Raw genomic sequence first — 14,271 nt, 5'->3', positions numbered from 1 at the left:
GTTGAATGGGCTCACCACTAATAATAGTGCGAGTACATACCTAGCAGGTAGTGAGGATAGAATTATGGCTTACAGTGATAAAGTAATCGACCACGTAGAAAACCCACGTAACGTAGGTGTTTTAGACAAAAATGATCCGTCAGTGGCAACGGGTATGGTAGGCGCACCAGCATGTGGTGACGTAATGAAGTTACAAATTAAAGTATCTGCCGATGGTATTATCGAAGATGCTAAATTTAAAACGTATGGTTGTGGTAGTGCAATTGCTTCATCTTCACTGGTAACAGAGTGGGTTAAAGGCAAAACACTAGAGCAAGCAGCGACTATTAAAAATACTGATATAAGTGCAGAGCTAGAGTTACCACCAGTGAAAATTCACTGTTCAATTTTAGCCGAAGATGCAATTCAAGCAGCAATTGCAGACTACAAAAGTAAACAAGCTAAGTAAGAGAGTACCATGGCAGTGACATTGACAGATGCGGCAGCAAACCGCGTACAATCATTTTTAGCAAACCGCGGTAAAGGTTTAGGCCTACGCGTTGGCATTAAAACGACGGGCTGTTCAGGTCTTGCTTATGTACTAGAGTTTGTTGACGAGCTAAACGAAGACGACGAAACGTTTGCTGATAAAGGCGTGACGCTCATTGTTGACGCTAAAAGCTTAGTCTATATAGACGGCACTGAGCTCGATTACACCAAAGAAGGCTTGAACGAAGGGTTTAAATTTACTAACCCTAATCAAGCCGATGAGTGTGGTTGTGGCGAAAGTTTTACCGTTTAAAACAAAACCTTTCTCGAATGCCTAAGTTACTTGGGTACAAAGAAGCCCTGCCAGTAATTGTAGGGCTTTGTTATTTTTGAAATTAATATTCTGAATATAATTGGTTGAAGTTATGCGTTACTTTGAGTTATTTGCAATACCGGTTGATTACAATATTGATTTAGCCACGATCAATAAGCACTACCTAGAATTACAGCGTACAGTGCACCCCGATCGTCATGCTAATGCGAGCAGCCGCGATAAGCTTATGGCGGTACAAAGTGCCGCAGAAATTAACGACGCATTGCAAGTGTTAAAACACCCTGTTAAGCGTGCCGAATACATGCTTAGCGAGCTCGGTGTAGACATTCGCGCAGAACAGCAAACCTTGCAAGATCCTACATTTTTAATGCAACAAATGGAGCTGCGTGAAGAACTGGAAGAGCTAACATCGGCCAGCGATCCCGATGCCGCCATTGCCAGTTTTGAGCAACAAATTAAGCAGCTCAATCAACAGTATAGTGCCCAACTGGCAGAGCAACTCGCCAGTAACGACGAACACCAATATCAACTAGCTGCTGATAACGTACGCAAATTAAAGTTTGTATATAAATTACGTGATGAACTTGAACGCATTGAAGACAGTTTATTCGACGACTAATAATCTACTTGCTGCAAAGCGAGCAACACGAGTTTAAAGAGCATTATGGCATTATTGCAAATTGCTGAGCCGGGGCAGAGCGCGGCACCACATGAACATAAACTAGCAATTGGTATTGACCTTGGTACAACTAACTCATTAGTGGCGACGGTACAAAGCGGTGAAGCACGTACCCTAAGCAATGAATTAGGCGAAGCGATGCTACCGTCAGTGGTACGCTATCAGGCCGGTGGCATTACTGTTGGCAGCGAAGCTGCTCAAGCAGCCACGCAAGATCCCGCTAATACGCTAATTTCGGTGAAGCGATTTTTAGGTAAAACCCAAGCTGAAATAGAGCAAAGCTATGGCCAGTTGCCGTATCAATTTTGCCAACACGATGGCGCACTGGCGATTGAAACCGCAGCCGGAAAAATTAGCCCAGTAAAAGCATCAAGCCATATTTTAGCAGCCTTAAAAGCCCGTGCTGAGCAAAGCTTTGGTAACCAAGAGATTTTAGGTGCGGTAATTACGGTACCGGCTTATTTTGATGATGCCCAGCGCCAAAGCACCAAAGACGCCGCAGAGCTTGCCGGTATCAATGTACTGCGCTTGTTAAATGAGCCAACGGCGGCTGCGGTTGCTTATGGCTTAGATTCAGGCCAAGAAGGGATTATTGCTGTATATGACTTAGGCGGTGGCACCTTTGATATTTCTATTTTACGTTTGCACCAAGGTGTATTTGAAGTAATGGCAACCGGTGGTGATTCTAGCCTAGGTGGCGATGACTTTGACTCACTATTAGTTGATTACCTAAAACAGCAAACCGGTGTGACCACGTTATCTTCTTCAAACTTACGCTTGTTTATTAATAAAGCAAAAGCGTGTAAAGAAGCATTAAGCCAATACGCTAAAGTAAACGTGGGCCTTGAGTTTGACGGTGAAACACACACGGTAGAAGTTAGCCGTGAAAAATTTGACGAACTGGCGATGCCGTTAGTTAAAAAAACGCTACGCTCGTGTCGTCGCGCAGTAAAAGATGCCGGTATTGAAAACCAAGAAGTATTGCAAGTGGTGATGGTAGGCGGTTCGACCCGGATGCCGCTTGTGCGCACTCAAGTCAGTGAATTTTTTAATCGCGAAGCACTAACATCAATCGACCCCGATCGTGTGGTTGCGTTAGGTGCAGCACTGCAAGCTGATGTGTTAATTGGTAATAAGCCCGATTCAGACATGCTATTGCTTGATGTATTACCGCTGTCGCTAGGACTTGAAACCATGGGTGGCTTAGTGGAGAAAATCATTCCGCGTAACACCACTATTCCGGTAGCGCGTGCTCAAGAGTTTACCACTTTTAAAGACGGGCAAACGGCAATGTCGTTGCACGTGTTACAAGGTGAGCGAGAGTTGGTTAGCGATTGCCGTTCACTGGCTAAGTTTAGCTTAAAAGGTATTCCGCCAATGACCGCGGGAGCTGCGCATATTCGCGTTACGTTTAAAGTGGATGCGGATGGCTTATTAAGTGTATCAGCGATGGAAAAATCTACCGGTGTGCAAGCTGAAATTCAAGTGAAGCCGTCGTTTGGCTTATCTGACGACCAAGTAGCTAACATGCTAAAAGAATCGATGAGTAATGCAAAAGAGGATATGCAAGCGCGTATGCTTAAAGAGCAGCAGGTAGAAGCGCTACGTGTGATAGAAGCGCTAGAGGCTTCACTTGCTAGCGACAGCGGCTTACTCAATGAAGCAGAATTAAGCGCTTTAACCGCTGAAATCGCCGCCTTAGCAAAAGTGCGCGAAACGGCACAACAGCCCAGCGAAATTAAAGCCGCGATTGAAAAAATGGATAACGCCAGCAGCGATTTTGCCGCACGCAGAATGGATGCATCAATTAAAAAAGTCCTTACTGGACAGTCAGTAGACAACATTTAAGAGAGATTATAATGCCACAAATTGTTTTTCTTCCCCATCCTGAATTGTGTCCTGACGGTGCAGCAATAGACGCACCAAGTGGCCAAACGGTCCTTGATGCGGCACTTAAAAATGGTATCAGTATTCCCCATGCCTGTGAAAAGTCATGTGCGTGTACTACCTGTCACTTAGTGATCCGTGAAGGATTTGATTCACTCGATGAAAGTGATGACCTAGAAGATGACATGTTAGATAAAGCGTGGGGTTTAGAGCCTGAATCACGCTTAGGTTGCCAAGCGGTGATTCGCGACGAAGACCTGATTGTTGAAATACCTAAATACAATCTCAATATCGTTAACGAAGAGCACTAATAAGCAGTTGTTAGGCACTAGTATTAAGCAAACACCGTGTTCAATTTGACCACGGTGTTTTTGTTTATAGCGCTTTCCCTCAGCATTAATGACTGTGACTACTGGCGTTAAAATGACTAAACAGCACAAGGCATTATACTTACAGGCAGCACCTGAAGATGCGTTTACTTGCCTTGGTGAAACATAGAATATATGTAATTATGACAACACAGCATGCGTACAAATAAACCGCTTAGCGAAGTGTTTTGTTGTGCTAATCATGGGGGCTTGGTTGCTGATGCAAAAACGTGACAGCACGCCAACCGCTAATCACTGCACGCGGTATTAGGAGAGCTATTATGGATAACTTACTTTTTTCTGACTCGTTTATTAATGGTGAATTTTACGCGACAGACAGTCGCTTTAGTGTTACTGATCCGGCCACAGAAAAGTGCATTATTGCGGTCAGTGATATTGATGAGCAGGGCGTTAATAATGCCATAGATGCCGCGCACGGCGCATTTGTGAAGTTAAAAGCCACGAATGCGACTACTCGCAGTGATACGCTAATGCGGTGGTATGAGTTAGTCATGCAGCATAAGCAAACACTGGCAGCGCTGATGACTCAAGAGCAAGGTAAACCACTACACGAAGCGTTAGGCGAAATTGATTATGGCGCAGGGTTTATTAAATGGTTTGCTGAAGAGGCAAAACGCAGTTACGGCGATGTTATTCCGGCCACCGATGATACGCATCGATTAACCAGCTTTAAACAACCTATTGGGGTGGTTGCTGGGATCACGCCATGGAATTTTCCGGTGGCGATGGTAACCCGTAAAGTTGCTCCGGCTTATGCCGCGGGTTGTAGCTTTATCCTCAAGCCTTCGGAGCATACTCCACTGTGTGCAATTGCTTTGGCTTACTTGGCCGACCAAGCGGGCTTTGTTAAAGGAGCGTTTAATGTTTTGGTATCGCAACGAGCGAAGCAAGTAGGCAAAATGTTGACCGACTCAGCACAGGTACGTAAATTCACTTTTACCGGCTCAACCGGAGTCGGTAAGCAGTTACTAGCACAATGTGCAGGCACGATTAAACGTACCTCTATGGAGCTGGGTGGCAATGCCCCGTTCATTATCTTTGATAACGCAAATTTAGATGACGCTGTGGCGGGACTGATGGCCGCTAAGTTTAGAAATAGTGGCCAAGCGTGTGTTGCTGCTAATCGCATTTTTATTCAGCGTAATGTATTGGATACCGTGCTTAATAAGCTGGCCGCTAAGGTTGCTGCTTTAAAGGTCGACAATGGCTTTGCGGCAAACGTTGACATTGGCCCACTTATTTACCCTCAGGCGAAGCAGAAGATACAACAACTGCTACAAGACGCACTGGATAAAGGAGCCACCCTCATTGGTGATAATAGTGATTTAGGCGGCAGCTTTCAAAACCCGTTGATTGTCAATAATGTCACTCCCGCGATGGATATTTACCATCAAGAAGTGTTTGGCCCGGTGTTATCGGTGATCCCGTTTGACGATGAGCGTGAGGTACTGGCCTTGGCCAACGATGTGCCATACGGCTTAGCGGCTTATTTTTATAGTCAAAATATTCAACAAGTGTATCGCATTAGTGAAGGACTTGAATTTGGTATGGTTGGCGTTAATGAAGGGGTTATTTCAAACCCTGTGGCGCCCTTTGGTGGGGTTAAGCAGTCGGGGCTAGGTCGCGAAGGTGGGCATCAAGGGTTAAATGAATACTTGGAAGAAAAGTACCTGTGCATTAAAGTTTAACTACGAATTTAACTACGAAGCTGTTGCTTGAAGTTGTTTATTCAAGCGACTTTACTCGCCGTTTTATTTTAGACAAAGAAAAGCGCGCTCTATCTCTAGGCGCGCTTGCGGAATCTTCTAATTTTCTGCATCCTGCAATTGAACTTAATCATCTCCAAATTTTTACTCGTCCTTGTTCTTACAATATTACTTTTTAGTTCTATGTAATATAGGCGATCCTGCCTGTATCCTAATACTCCTACTACATCCTGTAGCACAACATGTATCCTTTGTTGCTATCCATTACGCATCATCCTGATGCTATCCTTTTACTAACACTCCATTGTGTTGCTCTGGCTGAGCCTGTCCTTAATGTCCGTATTTTTGTAACCTAAATCACTGGTTGGTCGAGTAAGTTGTCCGTTTCCTTTTACTCGCTAAGCATCATTGCTTGGTTGATGGGTTAAGTATAGATATTGCAGTCGTTAAAAGAAGGGATATATACAGATTAGTTCGTGTATATATCATAGTTAAAACAATAAAAGCCTTTAAATACATGGTGTTAAATTGCTCCCTCTGTTTTAACGTGTAGCCTTTTAATCATTTGCTGCCACGATTGTGAGATATATCTTACAGTGAGTTTCTTTTTAGGCGTTTTTCTTGCTATCACACCATATAAAGTGTGCACTCTGGCGCTGATCACGGTAGAATTATTGATAATAGTTATTATTCAGGTGGAACAATATGAAAAAAGTACTCGCGATTGTTATTGGTTTAGTGGCAGCGGCTCCCGCCTTTGCCAGTGAGGTCGTTAATATTTATTCTTTTCGACAACCTTTTTTAATAAAACCAATCTTAGATGACTTTACCAAACAAACCGGTATTAAAACCAATGTGGTGTTTGCCAATAAAGGCTTAATAGAGCGTGTTAAACGCGAAGGTAAGCACAGTAAAGCCGATATTGTATTAACGTCAAACTTTAGTGCATTAATTCAACTAGAAGAGTTAAAGTTAACGCAAACGATAAACAGCGAAAAAATTAATAACAATGTGCCAGCGGCATTTCGTGATGGTGATGGACAATGGATAGCGCTGACTAAACGCGTGCGTAGCGTATACTCAGCAAAAGATCGTTTAGGTGCACTGCCTGAGCTGAGCTATGAAGATTTAGCGGATGTTAAATACCAAGGGAAGATCTGTACTCGTTCTGGTAAACACCCCTATAACTTAGGCCTAGTGGCGTCAATGATAGCGCATCATGGCGAAGCGCAAACAAAAACTTGGCTTGAAGGTGTGAAAGCGAACTTAGCCCGTAAGCCGCAGGGTAATGACCGTGCACAAGTTAAAGCGGTAAAAGAAGGGTTATGCGATTTAGCCTTAGGTAATAGCTATTACCTAGGTAAAATGTTGCAAGACGAGAGCCAAAAAGCATGGGCCGATGCAGTGCATATTAACTTTCCTAACCAAACAAACCGTGGTTCGCACATTAACGTTTCCGGCGCGGTTATGACTAAGTATGCTAAAAACCCAGAAAATGCCTTGAAACTACTAGAGTATATGACCGACAATAAGGCGCAAAATATGTATGCCTCGGTTAATATGGAATACCCCGTTAAGCCTGGTGTTGAATTATCAACTTTAGTTGCATCTTGGGGCCGCTTTAAAGAAGACAGCCTACCACTCGATGAAATTAGTAAATATCGTCCGTTAGCACTCAAGCTAATAGATGAGGTAAAATTCGATCTTTAAATGACTGATAAATTTCAGCTGTCTAAATGGCAGCTTATTGCATGGTCGACAGGCTTATTACTGTCGGCCCCGTTGTTTTTTTTGCTGTTTGAATCCTTACAAGGTGACTCAGAGGTATTTTCGCACCTGTGGGACACGGTACTATGGGATTATATTGCTAATACCGTCTTACTGGTTTTAGGCGTATGTGTACTCAGCTGCGCCATTGCATTACCACTTGGCTGGTTAACAGCTTACTGTAGCTTTCCCGGAAAAAAACACTTTGAATGGGCATTAATGCTGCCGCTGGCAATGCCCACTTATATTATTGCCTATGTGTATACCGATTTACTTGATTACGCGGGGCCGCTACAAATTGCACTAAGGGACTGGTTTGGTTGGCAGTCGCCTGACGATTACTGGTTTTTTGATATTCGCACCTTACCCGGCGCCATTGTCATGATAGCGCTAGTGTTATACCCCTATTTATACCTGATTTTTAAAACCGCCTTACGAGAGCAGTCGTTTAAATTAGTGCAGGCCAGCCAGCTGATGGGCTTGTCGTCGTGGCAAAGTTTTTTTCGTGTTAGTTTAGTGTTGTCGCGTGGCGCCATCGTTGCGGCCCTTGCGCTGATCAGCATGGAAACCATGGCCGACTTTGCCACCGTTAGTTATTTTGCGGTGAGCACCTTAACAACCGCAGTGTATGATACTTGGTTTGGCTATTACTCGTTAACCGCAGCGGCAAAAATTTCTGGCGTGATGTTGTTACTTTTGTTTTTAGCCTTAATGGCTGAGCGATTCAGTCGCCGTAATCAAGCGGTATTTGAGCGCCAGTCTAGTGTAAATAGCGAAGCGCTGTATATATTAAAAGGCAAGTCGGCGTGGCTGGCTAGCGCTTTTTGTAGTGCTATTTTAATAATTGCTTTTGTTATTCCCATGGTGGTGCTTATTAAGTACGCCATTATGTACTTTGAGCAGGCGTGGAGTAGTGAATTTTTTAGTTATGCATGGCAAAGCTTAAAAGTGGCGCTGGTGGTCAGTGTGATCACCTTGTTATTGAGTGTGCTGGTGGTATTTTATCAACGTATTGCCAAGCAAAATTATCCCCTGGTGCCTGGGCGATTAGCGAGTACCGGTTATGCGTTACCGGGTACGGTACTGGCCATTGCGGTATTATTACCACTAACATTAGTAGAAACGACCGTGAACCAGCTGTTAGAGCCGTACAATTTAGATATTGGTTTATTGCTAACGGGCAGTGTGCTTACCATTATTTTTGCTTATATTGTGCGTTTTTATGCTGTTGCCCATGGCGCGATAGAATCGAGCTTTTCGCGTATTAGCCCTTCGCTCGATATGGCGAGTCAGTCAATGGGAAAAAGCCCAGGGCACACGCTACGTTTAGTGCATTTACCGTTATTACGCAGAGGGTTACTCACCGCGGCACTGTTAGTGTTTATTGAGTGTATGAAAGAGCTGCCAGCGGCTTTATTGCTTAGGCCATTTAATTTTGAAAGTTTAGCGACCCATGTGTTTCAATATGTCAGTGATGAGCAATTAGAGCTGGCGTCTATTTCGGCATTATTTATTGTGCTGGTGGGCTTTATTCCTTTGTATTTTATTAACCGTTCGATGGAGCAGCGTAGTTAAATGAGTAGTTTGATTTTACAAGGCGTGAGCTATCAGTATAACGGCACTAAGGTCATTCACGAGCTAGATTTAACCATAGGCAACAACGAAATTGTCTGCTTATTAGGTGCCAGTGGTTGTGGTAAAACAACCACTTTAAAAGCCATTGGCGGGTTAATTGAAGCAAAACAAGGGCGTATTTTTATTGATGGTAAACTGATGAGTGATGCCTCTACGTTTGTCTTACCTGAGTACCGTAATATTGGTATGATGTTTCAAGATTACGCCTTATTTCCGCACTTAACGGTGGCGAATAACATTGCCTTTGGCTTGCGTAAAATGAGTAAAGCCGCAAAGCAGCAACGTGTTGCTGAAATGCTTAAGCTAGTGCACTTAGTTGGCTGTGCCGATAGGTACCCACATCAGCTATCGGGCGGGCAACAACAGCGCGTAGCGATTGCCAGAGCGCTTGCTTATAAGCCGAGTTTATTATTACTCGATGAGCCATTTTCAAATATAGACACCCAAGTACGCTTTGAGCTAATTGCCGATATTCGGCGCATAATAAAAGCCCAGCAAGTGTCGGCGGTGTTTGTTACTCACTCTAAAGAAGAAGCCTTTGCGTTTTCAGACAGCTTAGCCATTATGCATCAGGGTAAAATTGCTCAGCAAGGCACGCCAGAGCAGCTTTTTGCTGCTCCCCGCTCAAAGGAGGTTGCAGAGTTTCTCGGTCAGGGCATATACTTAGACGCAGAAGTGTTAACGGCAACTGAATATAAAACCGCGTTTGGCGTGGTTGAATCACTAACAACGGCTACTGCGCTGGCACACACAGGACAAATATATGTGCGTCCGCATCAAATAGAGCTAATGCGCGACGATAATAGCAACCAGCACAGTGAACGCGCGACCATATTAAGCCGTCGTTTTATTGGTTCGGCATTCGTTTACACTGTGGTGATTGCTAAGCAAACTATTGAAGTTGCAGCACAAGACGGCCAGTCATTTGAGCAAAATGAACAGGTTATAATAAAAATAAAACCGCACACGGTGAATTTTTTCAAGCAATAGGCTGACGTGTTATTCACTGTGTTTTTATCTGTTAAAACTAAGGAATAACAATGGCGCAAGCGCAGTCAGGGATTTGTGCTGAGGCAAACCTACATGGTTTGCATTTATTTTTTAATGTATTTGATGGCCAAGATGAGTCGTTGCGCGCGAAGCTCAAAACTATCAGCGTGATTGAAGAAGAGTTTAGTGAGCAGTTTTCGGAGTCGATGCTTTCTTGTATGGTAGCCATTGGCGCACAATATTGGCCGCACATCCTGCCCGAATATATGCCTTGTGAATTACAAAGCTTTCCAAATATAAATCATAGTGATCATGTTATGAGCGCACAGCCGTGTGATTTATTAGTACAGATCCGCTCCGATCGTGAAGACGTAAACCACTTATTTGCGTTGCAAATTTTAAAGCTGTTTGCCCCCGATGTTGAGTTAGTGGAGCAAATTCGCAACTTCCGCTTTTTAGATGGTCGTGATTTTAACGGCTTTATTTATGGCGGTAATACCCCGCATGGGCGACAAAAGCGCGCCACCGCATTAATTAATAAACCGGGTAGCTTTGAAGATCAAGGCAGTTATATTCATGTGCAACGCTTCAAGCACGATTTAAGCCAGTGGCAGCATTTATCGTTACATGAACAAGAGCAAATAATGGGCCGTACCCGGCTAGATAACGTATTAATTACTCCGCCAGTGGCAACAAGCCATGCACAGCGTAGTGAGTTGAACAATGAGCAGGGGCAACCTCTGTTACTTAATCAAGGGATGCCCTTTGGCGATGTGTACGAACAAGGTATGTTGTCGATTACCTGCTCAGCAACGGGGAATGCGTTTGAACAGTTGCTTAAAAGCCGCTTGGGGGAAGGGGAGTGTTATGATCATTGGCTTGATTTTACTCAAGCCGACATGGGATCTGCATTTTTTGCCCCCTCAGTTAGCTTTTTAAAGCAGCTGTAACAGGGTTTAATCGCGGGTTATTGCGAGTCTATACCGTATCAAATAAAATACGCACACGTTCTAAGGTTAAGTCGATTTCAGAGACTTTCGCCGGGGCAATAAAAATAGTGTCATCACCAGCAATAGTGCCTAACACACCATCAGCTTTACCTAATGAATCAAGTAAGCGCGCAATCAGCTGAGCAGCCCCTGGGCTGGTACGAATAATGATCATCATTTCGTTGTGCATAATATCAATAACAAGCTGGCGCAACGGGCTTTTAGCGGTTGGCACGCCCATTTCGGCTGGTAAACAATAAACCATTTCTTGTTTAGCGTTGCGAGTACGTACCGCACCAAACTTACTAAGCATTCGCGATACTTTGCTTTGGCTAATATTATCAAAGCCTTGCTCTTTTAACGCCTCAACTATTTCGCCTTGCGAACCAAAGTTTTCTTCTTTTAATAGCGCTTTAAATGCCTTTATTAAGGCTTCTTGTTTGTCTTGTGGTTGCATCATTTTAACTTGCTTATTGTTATCCATACTTTAAATTCTACACAAAAATGAATAATTATGCAGCAGTTGTTTATTTAACTTGCCATTTTGATAGATTTACGCAATAAATTTTTACAACTATAGTCGAAAAGAGTGAAAAAATAGCCAGGATAAATTTGTTTTTAGTCGTTATTTTCTTTATCTTAGAGCCACAAATATTTCCTACCTCAAATCACGGAGAATTCCAATGAAAGTTGCTGTATTAGGTGCTGCAGGCGGTATCGGTCAAGCGTTGTCTTTACTTTTAAAAACAGGCTTACCAGCTGGTTCTGAATTATCACTATATGATGTTGCGCCAGTAGTTCCAGGTGTTGCGGTTGATCTATCTCATATCCCTACAGCGGTTAAAGTTGCTGGTTTTGGCGCTGATGCGTTAAATGAAGCGCTTGCAGGTGCTGATATCGTACTTATTCCTGCCGGCATGCCACGTAAGCCAGGTATGGACCGTGCTGATTTATTTAATGTGAATGCGGGCATCATCAAAACATTAGCAGAAGGCATTGTTGCTAACTGTCCTAAAGCACTTGTGGGTATTATCACTAACCCAGTCAATGGCACTGTACCCATTGTTGCTGAAGTATTTAAAAAAGCGGGTACTTACGACGCTAAGCGCGTATTTGGTATCACTACACTAGACGTTATTCGTTCAGAAGCGTTTGTTGCTGAACTGAAAGGTGTTGACGTAGCAAGCGTTAAAGTACCGGTAATTGGTGGCCATTCAGGTACCACTATTTTACCACTACTTTCTCAAGTTGAAGGCGTGAGCTTTACCGATGAAGAAGTGGCTGCATTGACTCCACGTATCCAAAATGCGGGTACTGAAGTAGTAAACGCTAAAGCGGGCGGCGGTTCAGCGACCTTATCTATGGGCGCAGCGGCAGCACGTTTCTGTATGTCTTTAGTGAAAGGTCTTCAAGGTGAAGACGTTGTAGATTACGCATACGTTGCGGTTGAAAATGGCGATGCTGCTTACTTTGCACACCCAGTACGTTTAGGCAAAAACGGCGTAGAAGAAATTCTTTCTTACGGTGAACTAAGCGCATTTGAAGAAAAAGCAAAAAATGACATGCTTGAAACACTGAAAAAAGACATTCAAGAAGGTGTTGATTTTATGGCGTAATAGCCAAATCAACAATTTTCGATTCAGCCTAGTTGTTATTTTGGCTGAATTGATAATAAAAAGCCTGCAGTTGCAGGCTTTTTTATTGCTCAAACTTAATTCACACTATAGCTGTTAACTGCTAGTGATCGCGGTCAACGGCGATGCGGGCCAGGCTCACTAATGCCGTTTTATAATCAGACTCGGCTAAAAAGTCTAAGCAGGCAATGGCTTTATCGGCCTCTAGCTCGGCTTTTTTCATGGTAAATTCTAACGCATTGGTTTGTGCTAATGCAGCTAAAATTTCTTCTAGGTGCTCCATGCCATTACAGTGCTCTATGGCATCACGGATCAGTTGTGTTTGCTGTGCGTTACCATGTTGCATAGCATAAATAAGCGGCAGCGTCGGCTTGCCCTCGGCTAAATCATCACCAATGTTTTTCCCTAACTGATCGGCATCGGCATTGTAATCAAGTACATCATCCACAAGTTGAAAGGCGGTGCCTAAATGCATACCGTATAAATTAAGTGCGTCTAGCACGCTTTGCTCTTGCTCGGTAATAATAGCAGCAAGCCCGGTAGCCGCTTCAAACAGCTTAGCGGTTTTAGAGTAAATAACCTGCATATAGCTGGCTTCAGTGGTGTCGGGGTCGTTACAATTCATTAGCTGTAACACTTCACCTTCGGCAATCACATTGGTGGCGTCGGCAAGTACTTGCATTACTTGCATTTTGCCAAGACCAACCATCAACTGGAATGAACGTGTATAAATAAAATCGCCAACAAGTACGCTTGCGGCATTACCAAACTCAGCATTTGCGGTGGGGGTGCCGCGGCGTAAATTTGATTCATCAACAACATCATCATGCAACAGCGTGGCGGTATGAATAAACTCAACAATGGTTGCCAAGGTGATGTGATCTTTACCCTGATAACCCAACGCTCTGGCTGCTAATATTGCTAGCATAGGGCGCACGCGTTTGCCGCCACTGTTAACAATATACAAGCCGAGTTGGTTAACTAACGCCACATCTGAACGCATTTGCGCATGTATAAGTTGATTGACGTCATTCATATCGCTTTCGATTAACGCCTGGATAGCTTTTATATCCATTGATCTCCGAGCCAATTTTTATGTGTGAACGGCGCAGATTGTACAACAAAAAATGCGTTAGCTCGATATTTTGTGACGATTCCCTAAAAAAACACGCTTAAGCTCGTTAATTAGCAGTTAAACCTAGGTAATTGCTGTCTAGCAACTGCGCAAAGTGCGCGCGATTAATGTTTATTTATTATACGCCATAATATTATGAGACTTAGCGCAAATTATTTTCATTAATAGTTAAAAAGCGCTTGGCAAAAGAGCTATTTGATATAAAATGAGGGAAATATTGAATTGCTCTCAATGCAGCTACTTTTTATTCATTTTAATTACAAAATAGGCTTGCTAGTTTTTATGCGTTAGCGTAAACTTCGCGCCCTATCGAAGAATATTTTAGTTGCGTCGATTTGAGGGCGCACAGACGGAGTTAATTATGTACGCGGTTTTCCAAAGTGGTGGTAAACAGCATCGTGTGACTGAAGGTCAAACGATTCGTCTTGAAAAATTAGACGTTGAAACTGGTGCAGCAGTAGAATTTGATTCAGTACTTTTAGTTGCTGATGGTGAGAAAATCGAGATTGGTGTACCGTTCGTAAACGGTGGTAAGATAACAGCTGAGGTTGTTTCACATGGTCGCGGTGAGAAGATTAAGGTTGTTAAATTTAGACGCCGTAAGCATTCTCGTAAGCAAATGGGCCATCGTCAATGGTTCACTGAAGTTAAAATCACT

Annotated in this window: 14 protein-coding genes; 12 read left to right on the top strand and 2 right to left on the bottom strand. The window is 43.4% G+C overall.

Annotated elements, in window-relative coordinates:
- The first annotated feature begins 64 nt into the window (after window positions 1–64).
- The 10 genes from iscU (at window position 65) to ABYB02_RS08620 (ending at window position 10,805) form a co-directional block, all read left to right on the top strand.
- Complete coding sequence (gene iscU / locus ABYB02_RS08665) at window positions 65–448, top strand: Fe-S cluster assembly scaffold IscU (RefSeq protein ID WP_372762070.1); 384 nt, start codon at window positions 65–67, stop codon at window positions 446–448.
- Window positions 449–457: 9 nt separating this feature from the next.
- Window positions 458–781: an iron-sulfur cluster assembly protein IscA gene (gene iscA, locus ABYB02_RS08660; RefSeq protein WP_372762067.1), complete on the top strand. Its 324-nt coding sequence runs from the start codon at window positions 458–460 to the stop codon at window positions 779–781.
- A gap of 112 nt (window positions 782–893) precedes the next feature.
- Window positions 894–1,421: a co-chaperone HscB gene (hscB, locus tag ABYB02_RS08655; protein ID WP_372762066.1), complete on the top strand. Its 528-nt coding sequence runs from the start codon at window positions 894–896 to the stop codon at window positions 1,419–1,421.
- Window positions 1,422–1,466: 45 nt separating this feature from the next.
- On the top strand, window positions 1,467–3,329 hold the full coding sequence (gene hscA, locus ABYB02_RS08650) for a Fe-S protein assembly chaperone HscA (RefSeq protein WP_372762065.1): 1,863 nt from the start codon (window positions 1,467–1,469) through the stop codon (window positions 3,327–3,329).
- 11 nt (window positions 3,330–3,340) lie between these two features.
- Window positions 3,341–3,679: an ISC system 2Fe-2S type ferredoxin gene (gene fdx, locus ABYB02_RS08645; protein ID WP_372762064.1), complete on the top strand. Its 339-nt coding sequence runs from the start codon at window positions 3,341–3,343 to the stop codon at window positions 3,677–3,679.
- A gap of 338 nt (window positions 3,680–4,017) precedes the next feature.
- The gene (locus tag ABYB02_RS08640; RefSeq protein WP_372762063.1) at window positions 4,018–5,445 is read left to right on the top strand and encodes an NAD-dependent succinate-semialdehyde dehydrogenase; all 1,428 of its coding nucleotides are present in this window, start codon (window positions 4,018–4,020) and stop codon (window positions 5,443–5,445) included.
- A 723-nt stretch (window positions 5,446–6,168) separates the two neighbouring features.
- On the top strand, window positions 6,169–7,173 hold the full coding sequence (locus ABYB02_RS08635) for a Fe(3+) ABC transporter substrate-binding protein (RefSeq protein ID WP_372762062.1): 1,005 nt from the start codon (window positions 6,169–6,171) through the stop codon (window positions 7,171–7,173).
- Window positions 7,174–8,805 carry an ABC transporter permease gene (locus ABYB02_RS08630; RefSeq protein ID WP_372762061.1) on the top strand — a complete coding sequence of 544 codons (1,632 nt, stop codon included), beginning with the start codon at window positions 7,174–7,176 and terminating at the stop codon, window positions 8,803–8,805. It begins immediately after the preceding gene.
- Window positions 8,806–9,855: an ABC transporter ATP-binding protein gene (locus ABYB02_RS08625; RefSeq protein WP_372762060.1), complete on the top strand. Its 1,050-nt coding sequence runs from the start codon at window positions 8,806–8,808 to the stop codon at window positions 9,853–9,855.
- Window positions 9,856–9,905: 50 nt separating this feature from the next.
- Entirely contained in the window at window positions 9,906–10,805 is a 900-nt protein-coding gene (locus tag ABYB02_RS08620; protein WP_372762059.1) for a Dyp-type peroxidase, read from the top strand.
- Window positions 10,806–10,833: 28 nt separating this feature from the next.
- On the opposite strand, the gene argR is transcribed toward ABYB02_RS08620, so the two are convergent.
- Window positions 10,834–11,301 carry a transcriptional regulator ArgR gene (argR, locus tag ABYB02_RS08615; protein ID WP_372762068.1) on the bottom strand — a complete coding sequence of 156 codons (468 nt, stop codon included), beginning with the start codon at window positions 11,299–11,301 and terminating at the stop codon, window positions 10,834–10,836.
- A 226-nt stretch (window positions 11,302–11,527) separates the two neighbouring features.
- Between argR and mdh the strand changes: the two genes are divergently transcribed.
- The gene (mdh, locus tag ABYB02_RS08610; RefSeq protein ID WP_372762058.1) at window positions 11,528–12,460 is read left to right on the top strand and encodes a malate dehydrogenase; all 933 of its coding nucleotides are present in this window, start codon (window positions 11,528–11,530) and stop codon (window positions 12,458–12,460) included.
- Window positions 12,461–12,581: 121 nt separating this feature from the next.
- On the opposite strand, the gene ispB is transcribed toward mdh, so the two are convergent.
- Window positions 12,582–13,553, bottom strand: coding sequence for an octaprenyl diphosphate synthase (gene ispB, locus ABYB02_RS08605; protein WP_372762057.1), 972 nt, complete (start codon window positions 13,551–13,553; stop codon window positions 12,582–12,584).
- 421 nt (window positions 13,554–13,974) lie between these two features.
- Between ispB and rplU the strand changes: the two genes are divergently transcribed.
- Window positions 13,975–14,271: 50S ribosomal protein L21 (gene rplU, locus ABYB02_RS08600; protein ID WP_372762056.1), on the top strand; the 297-nt coding region annotated here is incomplete at its 3' end.

It is taken from the genome of Pseudoalteromonas sp. (assembly GCF_041613455.1).
Lineage (GTDB): Bacteria > Pseudomonadota > Gammaproteobacteria > Enterobacterales > Alteromonadaceae > Pseudoalteromonas.
Note: the sequence above shows the minus strand (reverse complement) of the source record. Positions and strands in the feature narration are given on the sequence as shown.

What these genes read in the sequence shown, in the direction of transcription:
- iscU (WP_372762070.1), top strand. Translation starts at nt 65, where the DNA reads ATGGCTTACAGTGATAAAGTAATCGACCACGTAGAAAACCCACGTAAC.
- iscA (WP_372762067.1), top strand. Translation starts at nt 458, where the DNA reads ATGGCAGTGACATTGACAGATGCGGCAGCAAACCGCGTACAATCATTT.
- hscB (WP_372762066.1), top strand. Translation starts at nt 894, where the DNA reads ATGCGTTACTTTGAGTTATTTGCAATACCGGTTGATTACAATATTGAT.
- hscA (WP_372762065.1), top strand. Translation starts at nt 1,467, where the DNA reads ATGGCATTATTGCAAATTGCTGAGCCGGGGCAGAGCGCGGCACCACAT.
- fdx (WP_372762064.1), top strand. Translation starts at nt 3,341, where the DNA reads ATGCCACAAATTGTTTTTCTTCCCCATCCTGAATTGTGTCCTGACGGT.
- ABYB02_RS08640 (WP_372762063.1), top strand. Translation starts at nt 4,018, where the DNA reads ATGGATAACTTACTTTTTTCTGACTCGTTTATTAATGGTGAATTTTAC.
- ABYB02_RS08635 (WP_372762062.1), top strand. Translation starts at nt 6,169, where the DNA reads ATGAAAAAAGTACTCGCGATTGTTATTGGTTTAGTGGCAGCGGCTCCC.
- ABYB02_RS08630 (WP_372762061.1), top strand. Translation starts at nt 7,174, where the DNA reads ATGACTGATAAATTTCAGCTGTCTAAATGGCAGCTTATTGCATGGTCG.
- ABYB02_RS08625 (WP_372762060.1), top strand. Translation starts at nt 8,806, where the DNA reads ATGAGTAGTTTGATTTTACAAGGCGTGAGCTATCAGTATAACGGCACT.
- ABYB02_RS08620 (WP_372762059.1), top strand. Translation starts at nt 9,906, where the DNA reads ATGGCGCAAGCGCAGTCAGGGATTTGTGCTGAGGCAAACCTACATGGT.
- argR (WP_372762068.1), bottom strand. Translation starts at nt 11,301, where the DNA reads ATGCAACCACAAGACAAACAAGAAGCCTTAATAAAGGCATTTAAAGCG.
- mdh (WP_372762058.1), top strand. Translation starts at nt 11,528, where the DNA reads ATGAAAGTTGCTGTATTAGGTGCTGCAGGCGGTATCGGTCAAGCGTTG.
- ispB (WP_372762057.1), bottom strand. Translation starts at nt 13,553, where the DNA reads ATGGATATAAAAGCTATCCAGGCGTTAATCGAAAGCGATATGAATGAC.